Source organism: Psychrobacter sp. bablab_jr014, assembly GCF_016464015.1.
In the GTDB taxonomy this organism is placed as follows: Bacteria; Pseudomonadota; Gammaproteobacteria; order Pseudomonadales; family Moraxellaceae; genus Psychrobacter.
This window is the reverse complement of the sequence record NZ_JACDXT010000030.1, coordinates 58,020-79,222: the sequence shown is the minus strand read 5'-3', so window position 1 is coordinate 79,222 and position 21,203 is coordinate 58,020. Positions and strand designations below refer to the sequence as shown.

At 49.4% G+C, this 21,203-nt stretch carries 17 protein-coding genes; 4 read left to right on the top strand and 13 right to left on the bottom strand.

Annotation, left to right across the window (positions count from 1 at the left end):
* Nucleotides 1–35 precede the first annotated feature (35 nt).
* The 7 genes from JIE71_RS08200 to ilvA form a co-directional block, all read right to left on the bottom strand.
* Nucleotides 36–920 (bottom strand): sulfite exporter TauE/SafE family protein, encoded by an 885-nt coding sequence (locus JIE71_RS08200; protein ID WP_199508235.1) that lies wholly within the window; start codon nucleotides 918–920, stop codon nucleotides 36–38.
* Between the two features lie 84 nt (nucleotides 921–1,004).
* Nucleotides 1,005–1,217, bottom strand: a complete 213-nt coding sequence (gene ccoS, locus JIE71_RS08195) for a cbb3-type cytochrome oxidase assembly protein CcoS (protein WP_199508234.1) — start codon at nucleotides 1,215–1,217, stop codon at nucleotides 1,005–1,007.
* Between the two features lie 119 nt (nucleotides 1,218–1,336).
* Nucleotides 1,337–2,023 (bottom strand): YdcF family protein, encoded by a 687-nt coding sequence (locus JIE71_RS08190; RefSeq protein ID WP_228284596.1) that lies wholly within the window; start codon nucleotides 2,021–2,023, stop codon nucleotides 1,337–1,339.
* Nucleotides 2,024–2,087: 64 nt separating this feature from the next.
* Nucleotides 2,088–3,179 (bottom strand): UDP-N-acetylmuramate dehydrogenase, encoded by a 1,092-nt coding sequence (murB, locus tag JIE71_RS08185; RefSeq protein WP_228284595.1) that lies wholly within the window; start codon nucleotides 3,177–3,179, stop codon nucleotides 2,088–2,090.
* Between the two features lie 104 nt (nucleotides 3,180–3,283).
* The gene (locus tag JIE71_RS08180; RefSeq protein ID WP_199508231.1) at nucleotides 3,284–3,784 is read right to left on the bottom strand and encodes a low molecular weight protein-tyrosine-phosphatase; all 501 of its coding nucleotides are present in this window, start codon (nucleotides 3,782–3,784) and stop codon (nucleotides 3,284–3,286) included.
* Between the two features lie 148 nt (nucleotides 3,785–3,932).
* Complete coding sequence (locus tag JIE71_RS08175) at nucleotides 3,933–4,349, bottom strand: RNA-binding S4 domain-containing protein (RefSeq protein ID WP_199508230.1); 417 nt, start codon at nucleotides 4,347–4,349, stop codon at nucleotides 3,933–3,935.
* A gap of 130 nt (nucleotides 4,350–4,479) precedes the next feature.
* Nucleotides 4,480–6,033, bottom strand: a complete 1,554-nt coding sequence (ilvA, locus tag JIE71_RS08170) for a threonine ammonia-lyase, biosynthetic (protein ID WP_199508229.1) — start codon at nucleotides 6,031–6,033, stop codon at nucleotides 4,480–4,482.
* Nucleotides 6,034–6,412: 379 nt separating this feature from the next.
* Here ilvA and rpiA point away from each other — a divergent pair, with 379 nt between their 5' ends.
* Entirely contained in the window at nucleotides 6,413–7,078 is a 666-nt protein-coding gene (rpiA, locus tag JIE71_RS08165) for a ribose-5-phosphate isomerase RpiA (RefSeq protein WP_199508228.1), read from the top strand.
* Nucleotides 7,079–7,177: 99 nt separating this feature from the next.
* Here the strand turns inward: rpiA and argF are convergent, their stop codons facing one another.
* The 3 genes from argF to dnaB all read right to left on the bottom strand — a co-directional run bounded on the left by argF (nucleotide 7,178) and on the right by dnaB (nucleotide 10,823).
* Nucleotides 7,178–8,098 (bottom strand): ornithine carbamoyltransferase, encoded by a 921-nt coding sequence (gene argF / locus JIE71_RS08160; RefSeq protein WP_199508227.1) that lies wholly within the window; start codon nucleotides 8,096–8,098, stop codon nucleotides 7,178–7,180.
* 153 nt (nucleotides 8,099–8,251) lie between these two features.
* Nucleotides 8,252–9,352 carry an alanine racemase gene (gene alr / locus JIE71_RS08155; RefSeq protein WP_199508226.1) on the bottom strand — a complete coding sequence of 367 codons (1,101 nt, stop codon included), beginning with the start codon at nucleotides 9,350–9,352 and terminating at the stop codon, nucleotides 8,252–8,254.
* A gap of 67 nt (nucleotides 9,353–9,419) precedes the next feature.
* On the bottom strand, nucleotides 9,420–10,823 hold the full coding sequence (dnaB, locus tag JIE71_RS08150; RefSeq protein ID WP_199508225.1) for a replicative DNA helicase: 1,404 nt from the start codon (nucleotides 10,821–10,823) through the stop codon (nucleotides 9,420–9,422).
* Between the two features lie 361 nt (nucleotides 10,824–11,184).
* Between dnaB and pdxA the strand changes: the two genes are divergently transcribed.
* The 3 genes from pdxA (at nucleotide 11,185) to JIE71_RS08135 (ending at nucleotide 14,248) form a co-directional block, all read left to right on the top strand.
* On the top strand, nucleotides 11,185–12,264 hold the full coding sequence (pdxA, locus tag JIE71_RS08145; protein WP_199508224.1) for a 4-hydroxythreonine-4-phosphate dehydrogenase PdxA: 1,080 nt from the start codon (nucleotides 11,185–11,187) through the stop codon (nucleotides 12,262–12,264).
* 128 nt (nucleotides 12,265–12,392) lie between these two features.
* A complete protein-coding gene (gene rsmA / locus JIE71_RS08140; RefSeq protein WP_199508223.1) occupies nucleotides 12,393–13,274 on the top strand; it encodes a 16S rRNA (adenine(1518)-N(6)/adenine(1519)-N(6))-dimethyltransferase RsmA in 882 nt (293 codons plus the stop codon).
* Between the two features lie 128 nt (nucleotides 13,275–13,402).
* Nucleotides 13,403–14,248, top strand: a complete 846-nt coding sequence (locus JIE71_RS08135) for a symmetrical bis(5'-nucleosyl)-tetraphosphatase (RefSeq protein ID WP_199508222.1) — start codon at nucleotides 13,403–13,405, stop codon at nucleotides 14,246–14,248.
* A gap of 109 nt (nucleotides 14,249–14,357) precedes the next feature.
* On the opposite strand, the gene JIE71_RS08130 is transcribed toward JIE71_RS08135, so the two are convergent.
* The 3 genes from JIE71_RS08130 to JIE71_RS08120 form a co-directional block, all read right to left on the bottom strand.
* A complete protein-coding gene (locus JIE71_RS08130; protein ID WP_199508221.1) occupies nucleotides 14,358–16,775 on the bottom strand; it encodes a site-specific recombinase in 2,418 nt (805 codons plus the stop codon).
* 311 nt (nucleotides 16,776–17,086) lie between these two features.
* Nucleotides 17,087–18,868, bottom strand: coding sequence for an acyl-CoA dehydrogenase C-terminal domain-containing protein (locus tag JIE71_RS08125; protein ID WP_199508220.1), 1,782 nt, complete (start codon nucleotides 18,866–18,868; stop codon nucleotides 17,087–17,089).
* Nucleotides 18,869–19,134: 266 nt separating this feature from the next.
* Entirely contained in the window at nucleotides 19,135–20,928 is a 1,794-nt protein-coding gene (locus JIE71_RS08120; protein ID WP_199508219.1) for an acyl-CoA dehydrogenase C-terminal domain-containing protein, read from the bottom strand.
* Nucleotides 20,929–21,203: the final 275 nt, after the last annotated feature.

Below are 21,203 nucleotides of genomic sequence, written 5' to 3'. Positions count from 1 at the left end.
GCTTTTTTTATGGCGTATGCGTTTTTTAATTCGTGTTAGTGATTGGCATGCATATCATGACCGCTGTGGTCCATGTTGTTATGATTCATATCGGTGTGCTGCATACCATCGTGCTGCATCTCTGTCATATCATCATTCATGCTGTCCATATCGTGATGCTGGTGCATAGCATGCGCATCGCTGTCCATCGTCATGGCTGCGCTATCATCCATCATCGCCGCATGTCCACCATGACCGTGTCCACCGTGCATACTGCTCATCGCTAAAGGAATGGCAATTACAGCAACGCCTGAAAGCATCATCAACGCGCCATTCATTTGACGTAAACGCAAGCGCCCAATATGGTGGCGTAGCCAGTTGACCGTGCTGTGTGTGGCGATGAGCATCGGCAACGTGCCCAAGCCAAAGACAAACATCAACGCTGCGCCTGTTGGTGCACTGTGCCCGACGACTGCCATCAAGAGTGCGCCATAAACCAGACCACAGGGCAAAAAACCCCACAGCAAACCCGCTGCCAGCGCGCGCGGAAACGTGGTTAATGGAAACACCTTTTGGCGTAGGGGTGACAACCATTGCCAAAAGCGCATGCCCAATTTTTCAAGCTTGGCCAAAAATGGCGCGCCCAGCATGGTCATACCGACGAATAGCAGTACCAAGCCAAGCAAAATACGCGGCAGCTGATTGTCCGTCATGAAGGGAGCAAGGGCGGTCGTGCCAATAAAGCCTGCGAGCAGACCCAAAAACGCGTAGCTGGTTAAGCGCCCAAGATGGTAAGTGGCGACCAAAGCGCGGCGCTTGTTGGGGCTGGTGTCTTTCATTGACAGACCAAACGCGGTCACCAAGCCGCCGCACATACCCAAGCAGTGCGGCGAGCCCAAAAAGCCCATAGATAGTGCTGCCAATAATAGTGCTGCTGTCATACGCGCCCTCTATCGTTTGATGCAGTATTCCACAGTCTGTACGCCATCAATGAGTTCGGTTCAGTACCTAACACGCAGGTAATACTATGCTTTGGTATCATCGTCGCTACTGGTCTGCTGCGCCTTTTCGTGTGCTTGGATGGTAGCGCGGCGTTCTTGACGGTCGTCTAAGATGATGCGCTGGGAGGCATTGTCTAAGTCTTCAAATTGATTGGATTTGACGGCATAGCGCACTGCCCATATTGCGACCACGAACAACATGAGACTGAGTGGAATAAGTAAAAAGATGCTGAGCATTATAAACCTCTTAGCGGTCGATTTCACCCCATTATACGCCAATTGACGCTTTGATGGGGTACTGCGCTGCTAAGTGGTTGGGTAAGATCCAAACAGTAGGACAATAATGATATTTTTATTTACTCAGAATCGCTTTGTTCAGGTTTTGGTGCTTTACCGCGTGGGGTCATCAGCTCGCGTGTACTGACATCGGTTGCTTTTCGGCAATTGGGCTGTGGGCGCAAGATATCGCGCAAATAGGCAAGAACCTCATAAACAGCGCGGCGTGAATGGGTTAGATTGTGTGCAGGTTCAGACCAGCTTCGGTTGACAGGAAGCGGGGCGACCACAGGTGTGGTGTTGATATTGTTTAAGGCAAATTGGCGCCGCGCACGGTTCATATGGTAGCCATCGGTGACCAAATAAACGTGCTGTAAGTCAGCGCGCTTGGCGGTAAAGCGAGCATTCTCACAGGTATTCATGCTGGCATTTTCGCTAATGATGTCATTAACATCATGCTCAATCAGCCATGCTTTGAGCCATGGCGCTTCGGCACCGCTCAATACCATAGGGAACGGCTTGTCGTGATAGGCAGCAGCGGCAGCTCGCGCACGGTTAAGGCTATAGGCATTCAAAATAGTGCGATTGTTTTCGTCATTAGTCAGACCACCGCCCAAAACCACATAAGCACTTGGCTCAGCTTGGGCGTCATCAATCGTTGGTAAAGGCAAATGCATGAGCATATATACCACGGCTTTTGAAAAGAGTGGCGTAAACAGACTGACCAATACGATGACAATCATCGTCAAACCGATTATAAATGTCATATTGATGATACGAAGAACCTTAACTGTCCGCTCAGCGGCGCGTAAATAGTAACGCCAAAGCCTTTTAGAGGGCATGCTCAGTATGTCCAATACTGGCGTTGGCACTTACCCAAACGGGTTCGCGTGCCAACGTAATGGCAAATATTTCGTATATCGTATCGGCAATGTATTGCTGTGCTGTTGCTACATCGTGCTGTGTTGCTTGATATGGCGCGTGGTTTGTTAACACCAGTGCTTGTTTGGTGTGCGTTAAAATGGGGGCAACCCCGTGGCCTTTGAGTCCTGCGTGTTCAATCAGCCAGCCTGCGGCAACCTTAACAGTGTCATTGGGCATGGGGTAGCCTACGATGTTAGGATACTCGGCCTGCAAGGCGGTAAACTGCGCCTTTGGCACAATCGGATTTTGAAAAAAGCTGCCACAGTTGGCAAGGACTTTAGGGTCGGGAAGTTTGCTTTGACGAATATCAATAATGGCTTGCATGACATCATGCGCGTGTATGGTATCGCGTCCTGCTGCTTTGGCGTAAGCAAGTGCCATTTGCTGTACGTCACCATAGTTGGCATGGACGCGGGTAGGGTCGGTGTGTAAGCGAAAGCCCACACGCGTAATCAGCCATGTATTGGGCGCTGCTTTAAACATACTGTCACGATAGTCAAAATCGCACTCGTCCTTAGATAACGTGTACCAGCGGCGCTCGCCCAAGTGATACGCACGCACGTATTGCAGCGAGTCTTCTAGCTGCACGCCATATGCACCGATATTTTGTACGGGCGACGCACCCACCAAACCAGGAATCAAGGCTAAATTTTCTAGACCATACCAACCTTGATTGACGGTATATACTACCAGCTCATGCCAGTTTTCACCTGCCATGACTTCGATATCAACATAGTCCGGCCCCTGTGCAGTCACTTCAATGCCGCGCATCTGCGGACGCAGTACGGTAGCTCCTAATTGGTTAGGCAGTAAAACGTTGCTACCGCCTGATAAGACGAACAAGGGCAGCGTATTGGCATCTGCGCTTGCCATGAAGGTATCTAGATCACGCTCGTCGCTTAAAATAACAGCCTGGCGCGCAGTACAAGCCAGCGCCATAGTGTTGGTGTGTGATAGGTCATAATCAGTATGTAAGGTGGGGCAAGGCGCTGCGGTCATAAAACAACCCATAAACATAAAAAACAAGCAGGTCATTATACAACGATACAATGCCTGCGCCTAAATAAGTCTACCCAAATCACCATCATAGGATGGCATTGGCATCAGTTGGCGCGCCAGCTTTCAATCCATGCTTGCGCGCTCGACTCAATACGATCGATGACGTCTTCAAAAGCGTCGCTACCGCCTTGATACGGATCGGGCACATCGGCGCCACTGTAGATAGGGTCTTCTTCACTAAACAGTGCCAAGCGCGCTAGCGCCTCAGGATCAGCATCGGTCAACGTGTCTTTGATGGCTTGCAAGTCGTCTAAATTATTACTGTCCATCGCCAAAATCAAATCAAAATCATAAAAATCTTGGGCTTGTACTTGGCGTGAGGTCAATTTGCTGATGTTATAGCCGTGGGCTTTGGCATGCTTTTGCGCACGCATATCAGGACGCTCGCCTTGATGCCAACCACTGGTACCTGCAGAGTCCACTTTGATTTTTAATCCTGCAATCGCCACTTGTTGACGAAAGATTTCTTCTGCCGTCGGTGAGCGGCAAATATTACCCAAGCAAACCAAGAGGACAGAGGAGGGCGTAGACGCTTTTGTCAGCATAATAAAACCTTTTTGATATTAAAAACGTGTGCAAGCATGGGCATCATTACAAGGCGCGTAGCGTAACGCTTCGCTACAAAAATGACAAGTGACATCATTAAACAATGACGTCACAAGTGATTGTATTTTAGGTAAGTAACAGGGATATTTAGTTTTGCCGCTGTTTTAAGCGTTGAATATCGCGGCGTTCTTTTTTATTGGGCTTATGGTCAGGGCGTGCAAGGTTCGCAAGTTTACGTTGCTCGGCATAATATTCGCGGCGTGATACGCTCTCGTCCGTCTCCGTATATAGCGCTTGTGCTTGAGGTGCGCTGCCGCGCTGAGCAGACAATGCCGTAATGATTACCGTTTTTTCGGTCATTGCTGTCGCTGAGCCTTGGCGAATGGTCAACTCATCGCCAACCATAACCTCTTTACTGGTCTTAACACGGCTACCTGCATGATGCACGCGACCGCCCTCGATGGCTTGTTTGGCTAACGAGCGGGTACGAAAGAATCGTGCTGCCCACAGCCATTTGTCAATACGCATACGCTCGATTGGCGCAGTGTCGGTATTTTTTCCCATGCTTTCCTCTTACACTTTGTAAAGCTGCTCACTGATGGTTTATGAGGGTCATCTTTATAGGTGACCCTCACTTTATATGGCATTGCCACCAGCGGCTTTCAAGCGTTTGGTTCTTCAAAACGCTATAAAATTACTTTAAAAACAATTGATAACCGATATTGTCAGTGACCATCATACAGTCATAGCCGATGTCTTGTAGAGCGTCTTGGAGCTGGCGCGAGTTGCTTTCAGTTGCTTGTAATCCGACCAAAACCCGCCCTTCTGCCGCGCCATGGTTGCGGTAATGAAACAAGGTGATGTTAAAATCATCGCCCAATTTTTCTAAGAAAGTCAGCAATGCGCCTGGACGCTCAGGGAAGCTAATTTTTAGCAGTTGCTCGTTTTCAATGCTGGCATGACCACCAATCAAATGACGAATGTGTGATTTAGCAATGTCATCATCGGTTAAGTCGTAGGCATCATAACCATTGTCACTCAACTGCTCGCTGATGGTTTGGCGTTCTTTTTCACCTTCTTTTAGGGCAATGCCAACAAAGATAGCCGCAGGTTCCATAGAGTCTGGCGACTTAGGATGGCTGGCGCGGTAGTTAAACTCGGTAATGTTGCGTCCACGCAGGCTGCGGCAAAAGTTCAAAAACGCGCCCGTTTGCTCAGGAATGGTCACGGCAAAGATGGCTTCTTTTTTCTCGCCAATCTCGGTACGCTCGGCGATATAGCGCAAGCGGTCAAAATTCATGTTCGCGCCGCAAATGATAGCCGCGCAGTTTTTGCCTTGTAAGTGGTGTTCACTGATATATTTTTTCATGCCTGCGACGGCAAGTGCGCCTGCTGGCTCAACGATGCTGCGGTTTTCTTCAAACACGTCTTTGACCGCCGCACATACCTCATCATTGCTACAGGTCACGACATTGGGCTCGATCACTGCGCCTGAGCCGTCGCTTTTGGACAGACGTACCACGTCAAACGGCAGCTCGCCGATCTGTGCGACCGCCACGCCATCGACGAACAGTCCCACTTGTGGCAGACGCACACGTTCGCCTGATTCTAACGCGGCTTTTAGACAGGCTGCACCTTCAGGCTCGACCGCCACGACTTTAACGTGCGGGGCAACTTCGCCTAAGAATGCTGCAATACCTGAGATAAGACCGCCGCCACCGACCGCGACAAACACATAATCTACATCGCGCCATTGCTGGGTCAGCTCAAGGCCAATCGTCCCTTGACCTGCGATGACCAGCTCATCATCATACGGCGGGATAAAGGTCAAACCCTCACGTTCGGCGCGCTCGATGGCGTAGCGGTTGGCTTCGTCAAAGCTGTCGCCGTGCAATACCACATTGCCGCCCAAAGCGCTGACCGCGCTGACTTTAATATCAGGTGTCGTGGTGGGCATGACGATGATGTTATTAAGCTGAAGTTTGCGTGCTGAAAAAGCGACGCCTTGCGCATGATTGCCCGCTGAGGCACAAATGACCCCGCGTGCCTTTTGTTCATCGCTTAACTGACTAATTCGGTTGTACGCCCCGCGCAGCTTAAAGGAAAACACAGGCTGCAAGTCTTCACGCTTGAGGCGAATGTCATTGTTAAAGCGTTGGGTTAGCTTGGGTGCAGGCTCAAGTGGGGTTTGAATGGCAACATCATAAACAGTGGCTTGCAAAACAGCGCGGACCCAACGTGACAGCATAATAACTCCTAAGGCGATTAAATGGGGGTGTCGTTAAATCTAAATAAAAACAGTACGTCATAATAACAGCGCTCAATTAAAAGGTATTTTTCTTGCTTGCTGTGACTTCGTCTTTTGATGCCACAAAAAATACCATTCAATCTCGCTACGTTTATTTTATAAAAATTTGACTGCGTCAAAATTCGTATACAAAGTAGATTAGCCTATGCTGATTTTGCGCATCTTGCAAGGTGCAATTGCAAGTTGAGCGCGGATTTTGCCGCACTTGGTGATGGTCGGCGCACCAGATGGCAGCGGAATAAAAATAGGGACTAGGAATGCGCGTGTCATTGGTTATAATGGTCACGCATTTTTCATTTTATGTTGCTAAGGATTTATGATGAGTGATCAGCAAGCACAAAAGCAAGCCGCTGCCAAAGCTGCCTTACAGTACATCGAAGACGATATGATTCTTGGGGTGGGTACAGGCAGCACGGTCAACTGTCTGATTGAACTGCTGCCCAGTGTCAATCTGGCAGGCGCGGTTGCCAGCTCTCAAGTCACTGAAGACAAGCTGCGTGCGCTCGGTATCGAGATTGTGGATCTGAATGTCGCAGGCACGCTTGATGTGTATATTGATGGCGCTGATGAAGTCGATCCTGAGCTTGCCTTAACCAAAGGCGGTGGTGGCGCATTGACCCGCGAAAAAATCGTTGCGGCAGCATCAAAGCAGTTTGTATGCATGATTGATGAGAGCAAAACGGTTGATGTGCTCGGACGCGGCTTCCCGATTCCTATCGAAGTCTTGCCGCAAGCGCGCTCGTATGTCGCCCGCCAGCTTGTTGCCTTAGGCGGTGAGCCTGTGTACCGTGAAGGCTTTGTCACTGATTATGGCAATGTTATCTTAGACACCTATGATTTGGACGTGAGTGACGCGGCAGCCATGGAGCAGACGCTAAACAACATCGTCGGCGTGGTGTGTAATGGTATCTTTGCCGCCAATCGTGCGGACATCGTATTAAAAGCGAGTAGCGCGGGCGTAGAAACCATTACCCCTAATGCCTAATACCTAAGGGATAGGGATGACGCTAAACACGACTGGACATAAAAAAAGGCAGCGTTTACCACATTGCCTTTTTTATTGCTTTCAAAAATTTTTAAAACGTTACGCCAGTTTAATCTTGTCTTTTAACAAAAATTCCATCAGTGCCTTTTGTGCGTGCAAGCGGTTTTCTGCTTCGTCCCAAACGACCGAGCGAGGGTCATCGAGCATGTCATGCGAAATCTCTTCGCCGCGGTGCGCTGGCAAGCAGTGCATAAATACCACTTCAGGATCGGCTTTATCGAGTAGAGACGGCGTGACTTGATAGGGCGCAAAACGGCGGGCGCGGGTATTTTGCTCAGACTCTTGACCCATACTTGCCCACACATCGGTGACAATCAGGTTCGCGTCTTTTGCCGCGTCTTGGACGTTTTCGACAAGGCTCACACAATGCGAAAAGCGCTCCATCAACACAGGGTCAGGCTCAAAGCCATACGGCGCTGCGACACGCAATTCAAAGCCAAACTGGTTCGCCGCCTGCATAAAGGATGAGCACATATTGTTGCCATCGCCGACCCACGTTACGATTTTATTTTCGATACTGCCGCGATGCTCGTAATACGTCTGCATGTCGGCAAGCAACTGACAGGGGTGAAACTCATCGGTCAGCGCATTAATAATTGGCACGCTTGAGTATTCGGCAAAGGTCTCGACATTTTTATGCTCAAAGGTACGAATCATGATGATATCGACCATGCTAGAGATGACGCGTGCTGAGTCTTGAATCGGCTCACCGCGACCGAGCTGGGTATCTTTGGGGGATAAGAAAATCGCATTACCACCAAATTGACCCATGCCTGTCTCAAACGAGATGCGCGTACGGGTCGATGATTTTTCAAAAATCATGCCAAGCGTACGACCCATGAAAGGCTGATAAACCTCGCCTGCGTGCTGCATACGGCGTAATTCACTGGCGCGTTTGATAAGCGTTTGTAATTCTTGTCTGGTTAAGTCAGATAGTGTCAAAAAATGGCGCAAACTCATAGCAATCCTAGCAGTCGAACTCAATCAATAAAAGGGGGCTGGCCGCAACGAATAAGTGCGCCCACCGAAGGCGCACTGTGACGACAGCAAACTTTTAGTATATCGCAATTACTTTTAATGTAAACGCCCAATTTTGGTAAAGAAAAAATACGCTTAAGCGATTTGGCGTGCGGCGCGTGGACTGAGGCGGCAGAGTAGCTCATAGCTGATGGTGTGCGCGTAGCTTGCGACCGTATCGACATGTAGCGCATCCCCCCATAAGGTCACCGTATCGCCAAGGCGAATGTCATCGCCCGCCGCTTCAATGTCAATGACCATCATATCCATCGCCACGCGCCCGCGAATTGGGCAGCGGTGCGCTTGGGTTTGACCATGAATCACGACTTCGGCCTCCGCATCGATCACGCGTGGATAGCCATCGCCATAGCCCACGCTGATGAGCGCCACGCGAGTATCGACGGACGCTGTCCATAGGCTGCTATAGCCAATCGCATCGCCTGCTTTCACGGTATGAATGGCAATAACTTGCGCAGCGAACGTCATGGCAGGGCGCAAGGACAAGTCAGTAGCGCTTGCCTCAGTGACAGGACTGCCGCCATAGAGCATGATGCCTGGACGCACCCAATCAAAATGGTGCTCAGGTTGGCTGACAATGGCGGCGGAATTGCACAGAGAACCTTGAATGTCTGCGCTGATGTGCGCTTGTAAATAGGCGAGCATGTCTGTGAAGCGCTGGATTTGCTTGGCGTTTAACGGATGCGCTTTGACATCAGCATTAGCAAAATGGGTGGTTAAAATCAGCTGATAGCCTGCCGCGTGTAAGGCGTTAGCAGCGCTGATTAACGCCGCATCATCAAAGCCCAAGCGGTTCATGCCTGTATTGTATTTTAGCCAGACCGTGCGCGTCGCGCTGTCTGCTGGCGGGACGGTAGCCAGCGCCCAGTCGAGCTGCGGCTGATGGTGAATCACGCAGCCGATATCGTGTTTGATGGCAGTATGCCAGTCATCTTCGCTAAATACGCCCTCAATCAGACCGATGGTTTTATCCCAACCAAGCGCGCGTGCCTCTAGCGCCTCGGATAAAATCGCCACACCGATACCATCTGCCTCTGCCAATGCAGGCAACACCGCCGCCACCCCATGCCCGTAAGCGTTTGCCTTAACCATTGCCAGCACCTTTGACTGCGCGGCGTGGCGTTTGACTTGATGTAGATTGTGGGTGATAGCGGCGGGGTGGATGGTTACGGTACGCATCAATGATGTCCTGTGAGCGGGCTGATATCAAAAAACAACTACAAGTGGACGGATAATCAGTTAGTGGTTACTCATCGTCATCAAAGTTGGCGTTTTGATAATATTCAGGCGTTAAGTTAGAAAAGCGAGTGAACTGACCTTCAAAGGCGAGACGCACCGTACCGATAGGGCCGTTACGTTGTTTACCGATGATAATCTCAGCAACCCCTTTGACATCAGAATTTTCATTATAGACCTCATCACGATAAATAAACATGATTAAGTCAGCATCCTGCTCAATCGCGCCCGATTCGCGCAAATCCGACATAATAGGGCGCTTATTGGGACGGTTTTCAAGGCTTCGGTTCAGCTGCGAGAGTGCAATCACAGGGCAGTTTAGCTCACGTGCCAGCGCTTTTAGACTGCGCGAGATTTCGGAGATTTCGCCCACACGGTTACCATCGAGGCTAGGCACTTTCATCAGCTGCAAGTAATCGACGACGATAGCGCCGATGCGCCCATCATGGTTTTTGGCGATACGGCGACAGCGTGATCGCAGTTCTGAGGGTGGCAGCGCGGTGCTGTCATCAATATATAAATGCTTGGACTGCAAGTGCTGAATGGCGTTCATCATTTTCGCCCATTCGTCTTCGTTCATCTGACCTGAGCGTAAATGCGTCTGGTTAATCGCGCCCCACGAGGACAGCAAACGCATCACGATAGACTCGGCAGGCATCTCCATTGAGAATACCACGACAGGCAAATCCGCATTGAACAACACGCCCTCTGCCAAGTTCATGGCAAAGGTCGTTTTACCCATCGACGGACGCGCCGCGACAATAATCAAATCGCCCGCTTGCAGACCTTGGGTTTTGTTATTCAGCTCGGTAAATGGCGTTTGCAAGCCAATCATGCCATCAGGATTGGACTTGAGCGCCTGAATCTGGTCAACGACATTGGTCAAGACCGAGGTAATGCCCACAGGACCGCGCTGCTCAGCGCGCTTGTTGTGCTGCTCATTGATGCTAAATACGGTCGATTCCACGCGGTCTAGGATGTCACTGACGCTTTGGTCTTTGGGGTTATATGCCAGACTCAGCATATCATTGCCCGCCGTAATCAGCTGGCGCAAAGTAGACAGCTCACGCACTCGCTGCGCGTAGGCGGTCAAGTTAAACAAAGTTGCAGGGCTTTGGCTCAATACATCTGCCAAATAGCTGTCGCCACCTGCACTTTTGAGTAGTTTTTGCGCTTCTAACCAATCGTGCACCATGACCGTATCATAAGGCTCATTGACCGCCGCCAAATGCGCGATGGCATCAAAAATATGCTGATGGCGCAGCGCGTAAAAATCGTCTTTACTGACGATATCGGCAATCTTGTCATACGCCTCTTCAATACTCATCAAAGATGCCAAAAGCGCCTTTTCAATCTCGATATTGTGCGGGGGCTGCTGGTTGAGTAAGTCGTCGGTTTTGCTGGTATCTGCCATGAGTGCCTAAAAATCAAGTATCAGTGAGTGGAGTCGGTGCGCGTGTAGAGCAGCTCATAAAAGTCGCCGCTAGCAATGCCCACAACAACAATGCGCCTACCAAAATACGCGCAGAATAGGATGCTTTTGATGCTACAATCAAAGGCGAGATTCTATCACATTATGCCTGTATTGCGCCCTTTTTTGCCACTCGATTTGTCATCGTGGCTGGCCACTTTGTGGGGGTGAATTGTGAACAAAAACAACAGTAAACGCCGCGCTAAGACAAAAAAAGACAAGATAATTTGTGCGTGTTTGTTATAAAAACAACCCTGTATAGCAATAAGAAAAAATTAAAACCCTCTATTTAGGAGAAGCATTTATGAGAGCAAAGCCGCTAGTCATCACAACAGGTGAGCCTGCGGGCATCGGTATGGACATCGTATTGATGCTGGCACAAACGGGAGAGTTAAGCGCACTAGGACGCCCCATTTGGGTCTTGGCAGACGCGCAAGTATTAAAAGCACGTGCAGATAGACTGCTGTCCATTGGCGCGCTGACGCATGGATTAAAGTGGCAGGTCGTCACTCCAACCTTGCACCCGACGATTAATCTAGAAGAGATTGACGCAGGGTTTGTCGATAAAGAAGCAGACGATGCGTTTGTGGTCATTAATGTGCCGTGCGCCGTGCCTGTGGTCGAGGGGCAAATCGCGGTTGAAAACGCTTCGATGGTACTGACGCAGTTACAGCTCGCGCATCAGCTGGCGATGACCCAGCGCGTGGCGGGTATCGTCACAGGACCGCTGCAAAAGTCGGCGCTGATTGATGCAGGATTGCGCTTGCTCGATGGTTCAATGTTTAGCGGGCATACTGAGTTTTTTATGCAAAAAAGTGGCTGTGATAAGGTGGTGATGATGCTTGCCAATCCTGCCATGCGCGTGGCGCTTGTGACCACGCATCTGCCATTAAAAGATGTGCCAGCGGCAATCACTGCTGAGAATGTCGAGCGCACGGTAGAGATTGTGCTCAATGATTTGCGGCAAAAATTTGGTCTTGCCAATCCACGTGTGCTGGTATGTGGACTCAATCCACATGCAGGCGAGGGCGGACATTTGGGTGAAGAAGAAATTCGCGTGATCAATCCTGTGTTGCAGCGCTTCATTGATATGGGCGTGGATATTTCGCTTGCGATGCCAGCCGATACTTTATTTACCAAGCGCCATCTAGAGCACTGCGATGCGGTGATTGCCATGTATCATGACCAAGGTTTGCCTGTGCTTAAATCACATGGCTTTGGCGATACGGTCAATTTAACCTTAGGACTGCCTTATATTCGCACCTCGGTCGATCACGGCACGGCGCTTGATTTGGCAGGGCAGGGCACCGCCAGCGCCAGCAGCTTATATCAAGCGGTCATTATGGCACACGACATGGCGATGCAGACACGCCCAATGATTTAAGCACATCAATATAGCCGCTAGTGCATGGCTTTATCCGCTGCTCCTTGGCTGTGTTATAATCGTACCCGAACTGTGGTCAATACCGTTTGACCATTCTTGCTTGTTATTTTTATTGATGAAGATTTTTTATGTCCACAAACTCGTTTGACGCTCAGTCCATCAGCGCCAGTCTGCGCGCTGCCAAACACCAACCCAGAAAGCGCTTTGGGCAAAACTTTTTGCACGACAGCAGCATTATTCGTCAGATTGTGGACAGCATTCATCTAAACCGCGATGATAATTTGGTTGAGATTGGCCCTGGCATGGGCGCACTGACCGAGCCGCTACTCGCGGAAGTGGACGCGATGACTGTGGTCGAGCTGGACCGTGACCTTGCCGACAGCCTGCGTATCCGCATCGGCGCGAACAGTCACGAAGGCTTTACCATTATTAAAGATAATGCCATGCACGTTGATTATCGCGCACTGTATAGCGAGGAAAGGGGCAAGCTGCGCGTGGTGGGCAACCTGCCATACAATATCTCAACGCCAATTTTGTTTCATTTGCTGAGCTTTGCTGATGTCATTCAAGACATGCATTTTATGCTACAAAAAGAAGTGGTTGAGCGCATCACCGCCGATGTGGGCAGCAAGACCTACGGTCGCCTCTCGGTCATTATGCAGTATTATTGCGACACCGATTATCTATTGACCGTCCCTAAAGGCGCGTTCAATCCACCGCCCAAAGTGACAAGCGCCGTGTTTCGCTTGACTCCGCACACCACCAAGCCCATCGTAGCTGACGATGAAGACCATTTTGCTATCGTGGTGCGTGAGACATTTAACCACCGCCGCAAGACCTTGCGCGCGATTTTTAAGCAGTCCACCTTGCTGCCGACATTGGATGAATCAGACTTTGAGGCGTGTGGCATCAATCCGCAAGCACGCCCTGAAACGCTCAGTGTGGCAGACTTTGTGGCGCTCAGTAATTACAGCAAAGGACAGATAGAAAGCGCAGGCATAGAAGCATAAATTTCTGTTTTATCAGACGATAGCATGAGGTTTTAAAAGGTCTGACATGCTGTCGTGAGTCTACATTTCTTTAGCATTCATTTTATACGATACGAACTGACCACACAGACCAGTTTGATTGAGGCATTATGAGTTTTCGGCACCAGTACGTCATTGGCGATTTACAAGGCTGTTTTGCTGCCTTTCAAGCCTTACTAGAAGTGATTGAGTTTGATAAAACGCAAGATAAGTTGTGGTTTGCAGGCGATTTGGTCGCACGCGGTGAAGATTCTCTAAGCACATTGCGTTTGGTTAAGTCCTTGTGTGAAGAAGACGCGGCGGCGACGGTACTGGGCAATCATGATCTTAATCTGATTGCCGTATGGCGCGGCGCGACCAAGCTCAAAAAAAAGGACAAAACTGCACCCATCTTTGATGCGCCAGATTGTGACGATTTGCTCAACTGGCTGCGTCATCAGCCGCTATTGGCATACCCTGACGCGCAGACTGTGCTCGTTCATGCGGGGATTCCACCGCATTGGCAGATTGCTGATGCCGCAGGCTATGCGCGCGAGCTAGAGCGTCAATTACAAAGCAGTCTGACGCAGCTCGACCGTCTGCTACCAAATTTATATCGAAAACAAGCGGATGTTTGGCAGGATACGATACATGGTTTTGATCGTATGCGGGCGATTGCTAACTATCTGACGCGTATGCGCCTTTGCCGTGCTGACGGGCAGCTGGAGTTTAGCTTTAGCGCAGGATTGGATGAGCAGATGCCGACCGATTTTGCCCCGTGGTTTGATTGGCAAGTCCCGCGCGAGCGCAAAGTGTTATTTGGTCACTGGGCAGCATTAGAAGCCACAGTTGATTTGCCGCATGCTCGCGCCCTTGATGGTGGCTGCGTGTGGGGCAATCATTTACTCGCCTACCGCTTGAGCGATGGTGAAGTGTTTACCTCATCAGCAGGCTGCGCTGCACCTGAAGATTTGTAAAGCGCTTGCTGTTGACACAGTATCGTGTATAAAAAAGCTGATAACTTCTAACAAGAGCTATCGGCTTTTTTAGAGCTTGGTTTTATTAAGAAACGACCTACAGCTATCATCACTGGGGTAGTTTTGGTGGCTTTGGTGGTTTGGGCAAATGATGCTTGTCTTCTTCAGCCTTTGTTTCTGTTTTCGCTTCCTCTGCCTTTTGGTCATGCGTACCGAGGGTTTTGGTTGCCTTATCATAAGCAATATCATCGCCTGCCAAAGTAGCTGGCGTGTCGTCAATCACCTCATTCGCCAAACCATCGTCCAAATCGACCACTTTTTCTGCATTTTCTGCCGCTCTGCTGGCTACATGGTGTATCGGCGTGTCGGGATTTTTTACTCGTTCGCCCGCCCGCATCGACTTGGGGAGTACCTTAACATCAGACAGGCGTCTGACGACATATTTGCTGGGTAGTGGCTGATTGCTTTTTTGACTTGAATTGTCCTCAAATATCATGTGCCCTTGGCTGTCAATACGCGCATAGGTCATGGGCTTTGGTCGCGGCCAAATAAAATCAAACGGATGGCTCATCAAATGACCAATAATCAACCGCGTCAAACGTCTCCATTCGAAGAAACGTACTTCTTTAGAACGTAAGGCAACAAACAAAGCCAAGCTAAAGCTGACCATCAAGTTGACCACACCGATTAATAATACGCCTAAAAAAGAGAGTAAAATTAAAGAAATGCTGATTTCGTCCGCAGGTAAGTTAAAGAGACCGTGTGCCAAGTTTGCCGAAGCAAAAGCAATGTGACGAATATCAATCGGTAAGCCGAATAAGTAACCAATGGTCGCGGTACTGCCAAGGAAAACACCAAATAAGAAGTTACCCATAATCGCGCCAAGATTGGCTTCGATAAAACCGCCCAATCGTGATAGCCAAGATGCAGGCATCAGACGCTGTAGCGTGCGGTGACGGCGGATACGTTCGCCTATTTTGTTATACACCGCAAGGTTGTCATAATAGCCTGCAATCAAGCCCGATAAAAACAGATAAACCCCTGCAATCGCCGCATGGGGCAGCGCTAGTGAATGAAAAGGGTCAAGGTCATGTAATAGATGCGCGGCTCTGTCTGCATCAATCATCGGCGCGCCTGTGTATTGTAGCCACGCCAGTGAAATCAGTAGCGCTACAGGCATCGCCAGCATGATATTGCCCATGATTGCCACAAACTGGGTACGCAAAATATCGACCACCAGCTCAGAGAGTTTATTAAGCTGATGTGATTTTTTTCCCGAGCCTTCAGAGATGGTCGAGGCAATCGCTGCTGCCGTCATCGCGGGCTGCTTGGTCGCAACGGTACCATGCACAATATGAATAAACACAAAGCCGCAGCCATAAATCATACTGTTGATAAAGGCGCGACCCATCGGCGCAAGTGCCAACTCGTAAGATAGGATTTTGGTCGTTGCCATAAAGGCAATAAAAAAGCCGCCAATGGATGCTTTTTTAAACATCTTTTGGTAGCCGCGTCTGTCGGTACTGATGTAATGCTCGCCCACACGGCTGGCGTTTTCGGTGACTTTGCGTGAGAGCAGTTTGGTATTGTTATCAATCAAATAGCCGATACTATAACGCCTATTGGCGGTCAAGATGAGCGTCTGAATCAGCTCAATCAGCGCTTTGTCGCGCCTATCCCCTGTGTCAGCGACCAGCTCCGTCAGTACGCGCATACGGCGCAGGCTTTGGTCAAGACGCAGCATCATATTGGTCAGACGAATCGAAATACCTGTTTTGTAAATACGCTTGCGTACGGTTGCGACGATGTCTTCACACTGCTCGAGCATAACGAACAGCGGCGCAGAATCAACCGCTTGCGCAGGCGTAATGTCAGTTAGCGTGTCCAGCTCGTGCGCTTGACGATACTGATTGACGAACAACACCGCTTCTTGGTTTTGTGCGACAAAGGCCGCTGAGTAGTTCAAAATCTGCGGATACGCTTCCATCAGATCAGGATGCAAACCCAAACCACTGATACGATAAGATAAAATCACGATGGCGTTTAAGATGCTGTTTTTGACTGTCGCAACCAGATGCAAATGCGCCTCATCGACGTGCAATAGCTCGACAAGCGCGTCCCATTTTTGGCTGTCAATATGAGCCAGCCAGCGCTCGTCTTGACGACTTGGGAACAGATAGCCAATCAGCTCAACCACGGAGTCGTCTTGCGGTAATAAGGGCAAAAACCGATGTCCTACCAAACGACGTAGACTGCTAAAAAACCCCTGATCAGACATGATGCCTGTATCGGTATACAAGTTAATCTGACGGTATTGAATGATTAACGTCAAGACGAAGCTCGAGAGTCCGCGTGCGTATTCAGGGTGCTGGCGCAGAATATCAATCAGCGCTTGAATGTTTTGATTGGCAAGTGCAGGCTCTTTATCCGTTGCACGCAGCGTATCAATCAAAAGCTTAAGTACTGATGCCTCAGGCACCTCACTCAACGCAGTAATCTGTTGCAAAATGCGTTTTATATCTGACACAGCGTACCCTTTATCGTTCTAGTAAGATAGGAGCGAAAATCATAACATGACATCTCATCTAAGCAATATCTATCATGTTATTCGCGTATTGTAATCATAACCAAGGATTGACATTGCAGCGTTTTGTTAGTGGGGTTAGCGCTATATTTGCCTATCTTAGGTCAAGTATTCCCATAATATGCTGCAAAACAAATACCAATATCTAGCCTTTGTACAAAAATACTGTATAACTTATCGGCACAAAAAAGGGCAGTCATTACGCTGCCCTTAGTAAGTCCGATTTTATAAATAACGACAATTATCGTCTTTATTCAAAGCGTATTGTCAAAATAGTCTGTATCAAAGTTCATCATGACGGCGCTGCCAGCTTCGACCATATCGGCGTGCGCATAAAGGCGCGGTAAAACGCGTGCGGCAAAATAATCGGCAAGTTTGGCTTTTTGCTCATAAAAATCGCCTGCCTTGCCATCAGCCGCTTCAACCATCATCGCAAACATATAGGCATAGCACAGATAGCCCGCCGCGTGCATATAGTCGACCGCGCAGCCATTCACATCACTGGGATTGGTTTTGCTATTATCGACCACGATACGTGTTAAATCTGCCAAACGCGTTGCGGCACGCAATGTCGCCTCTTTAATGCGATGCTCGCTCGTCATGGCTGCCACATAGTCGCGTATCTCTTCGATAAAGGACTGCATATATTTGCCGTCATTACGCACCACTTTGCGACCGAGTAAATCAAGGGCTTGAATGCCATTGGCGCCTTCATAAATCTGCGCGATACGGGTATCACGAACGATTTGTTCCATGCCCCATTCTTTAATATAGCCATGCCCACCAAAGACTTGTTGACAGTCCACAGTCGCTTCAAAGGCTTTATCGGTTAAAAAAGCTTTGGCAATCGGGGTTAGTAATGCCACGCGGGTAGCCGCCACTTGCGCGTCCTCAGCATTGTCACTGAACTTTTCAGTATCGAGCTGTTTTGCGACATACATGGCAAAGCAGCGAGAGGCTTCGGCATTGGCCTTGGCATTAAGCAGCATACGGCGCACGTCGGCATGATGAATAATGGCGTCAGCAGGCGCTTCGGGGCTTTGAATTTGCGTATCACTGCGACCTTGTGCGCGCTCAATGGCGTAACGCGCCGCGTTTTGGTAGGCAAGCTCTGTACCGCCCAAACCTTGTAAACCCATGGTCACGCGCTCGTAGTTCATCATAATAAACATCGAGGCAAGGCCTGTGTTTTCTTCACCGACCATCCAGCCTGTTGCACCATCAAAGTTCATCACGCACGTTGCTGAGGCTTTGATGCCCATTTTGTGCTCAATGGCACCAGCGGAAAGCTGGTTGCGCGCGCCTAATGAGCCATCGTCATTGACCAAAAATTTGGGCACAACGAATAAGGAGATGCCTTTAGAGCCTGCTGGCGCGTTGGGTGTTTTGGCAAGTACCAAATGAATGATGTTATCACTTAGGTCATGCTCGCCGCCCGTGATAAATATCTTCGTCCCTGTAATTTGGTAACTGCCATCATCGTTAGGTACGGCTTTGGTTTTGATGATACCAAGGTCTGTACCCGCGTGCGGTTCGGTCAAACACATGGTGCCCGACCAGCCGCCCGCGTACATGTTCTCAAGGTATTTTTGTTTTTGCGCGTCACTTGCGGCAGCATTCAAGCACAAGGTTGCGCCAACGGTTAAATTGGGATATAGAGCAAACGACTGATTGGTGGTAAACAACATTTCTTCGGTCAGCATAGTCACCATCTTAGGCATGCCCTGACCACCGTATTCAGGATTGCCACCCAGCCCAATCCAGCCTGCTTCGGCATACGCTTGATAGGCGTCTTTAAAGCCTTTTGGCGTACTGACCACACCATCACCATGATAGGTTGCGCCTTCCTCATCGCCACTTTGGTTGATGGGCAATAGGACGTTGGTGGAGAACTTGGCCATTTCTTCCAAAATCATATCCACGGTATCCATATCCACATGCTCAAGTGCCGCATGCTGCTGCCAAAAATTCGGCGCATCAAAGACTTCAGTTAATACAAAACGCATGTCTGCAAGTGGGGCAGTATAAATACTCATAGTCAATCCTTTGCTGGGTTATTGTCTTATCTATCACAGGGGATACGAGTTTCAGTCTAGCAAATTCATAAAAGTGCTGTGTATCTCTTCGTGAATCATGCGTACATCAATAATTGACAATAAACACTTGCATAAATACGTGCGATTGCGGGGTGTTTTTCGCTTACTGTGATTGTTTCTACGATAGGACGATAACCCATAAAAAAGCGGCAACCTATCAAGATTGCCGCTTTTGTTATTGATTTGATTGTTAGTAATAAAAACGATTAAAACGCAAATTCTTCAATGTCCATGGTCATATAGGGTTCAACACCGGTATCGATACGCTGAATATGCGTGCGCGCGCGTGGCAACAGTTTGGCAAAATAAAACTGCGCGGTCTTAATTTTGGCTTCATAAAAGCCGGTTTCACTTGTGCCATTTGCCAGCGCAGTTTGTGCAACTTGCGCCATACGCGCCCACAAGTAGGCGAGGGTCACATAGCCACTAAAGTACAGATAATCGACAGCTGCACCGCCAATGGCTTCGGGGGTTTCGGTGGCTTGCATGGCAATACGTGAGGTGACGTTTGACCACTCATCGTTATGGCGCATCAGCGGGCGAATAAATTGCCCCATCTCATCATCGTCTGCGTGCTCCTTGCAGAATTCGTCAATCATGCGGGTGAAGGGTGCCAGCATTTTGCCTTGTGAGCCAATGACCTTACGACCGAGTAAATCCAATGCCTGAATCTCGGTTGTGCCTTCATAGAGGCAAGCGATACGGGTGTCGCGGACGTTTTGTTCCATGCCCCATTCGCTGATATAACCGTGCCCACCAAAAACCTGTACGCCGTGGTTGGCCGCTTCGAAGCCTGTCTCGGTCAAAAAGGCTTTCGCAATTGGCGTCAATAATGACAGCATAGTGTCCGCTTCTCGACGCGCCTTATCATCACCTTTGGCTACGGTATCGGCAAACTGTGCCAAGTAATACACCAATGCGCGGCCACCTTCGGCAAAGGCTTTAGCGGTCAAAAGCATACCGCGTACCGCAGGATGGACGATGATGGGGTCGGCTGCCTGTTTGGGTGCTTTTGCGCCTGATAGCGCGCGCATGGCACTGCGGTCTTTGGCATAAGCAAGCGCTCCTTGAAACGCGTATTCTGCTGCGGTCACACCTTGAATGGCCGTACCCAAACGCGCCACGTTCATAAAAGTGAACATACACGCCAAACCATTATTTTTTGCGCCAATCAGATAGCCAGTTGCGCCATCAAAGTTCATCACGCACGTCGCTGATGCTTTGATACCCATTTTGTGCTCAATCGAGCCGCAGTGCACTTGATTGCGCGCGCCCAAGCTGCCGTCTTCATTGACCAAAACTTTGGGTACAATAAATAGCGAGATGCCCTTGGTGCCTTTTGGCGCATCGGGCAGGCGGGCAAGCACAATATGCACGATGTTGTCGGTCAAGTCGTGCTCACCTGCAGAGATAAAGATTTTTTGTCCCGTGATTTGGTAGGTGCCATCGTCATTGGGCACGGCTTTGGTTGTGATAATACCAAGGTCAGAACCTGCTTGCGCTTCGGTCAAACACATCGTTCCTGACCATTCGCCTGTGACCATTTTTTCTAAATAGGTGGCTTTTTGCTCGTCGGTACCGTGATGCTCGATCGTTTGTATCGCGCCGTGTGACAGGCCTGGATACATCGAAAATGACCAGTTGGCGGTGCCCATCATCTCATTGATAACGGTAGATAGTGACAATGGCAAGTTTTGTCCACCGAATTCTTCTTCGGCCGACAGCGCAGGGAAGCCCAATTCGCAATACTGCTGATAGGCGTCCTTAAAGCCTGTTGGCGTGGTCACTTGACCATCATTAAACTGGCAGCCTTCAGCATCGCCGCTTTGATTCAAGGGTGAAATAACCTTTTGCGCAAAGCTTGCACCAGCTTCAAACAAGCTGTCCATCAGCTCGATATCCGTTTCTGCAAATTCAGGTAGCGTTTTATAATGCTGCTCGCTGTCAAGCAGCTCATGCATGACAAACTTCATATCGCGTAGCGGGGCGGTGTACTGCATCGTCGTATCCTTAACATGCCAGCGCGCCACGTATGATTGTGAGAATAGGGTGGCGCGGTGTGAAGAGTGGGACGGATAGGCAGCATAAGTATTTTGAGGTGATACCCAGTGACCTATCCGTCATAAAATCACCATTAACGATAGGCATTGTGTAAGTCAGACGCAAGATGACGCGCCAAACTCTAAAGTCACACGACCATCTTGCAATTTTTTGCGTATACTGTTGACGCTACAAAACTCCTCACCAAAAATAAGTATTTTAATAGACAAATATC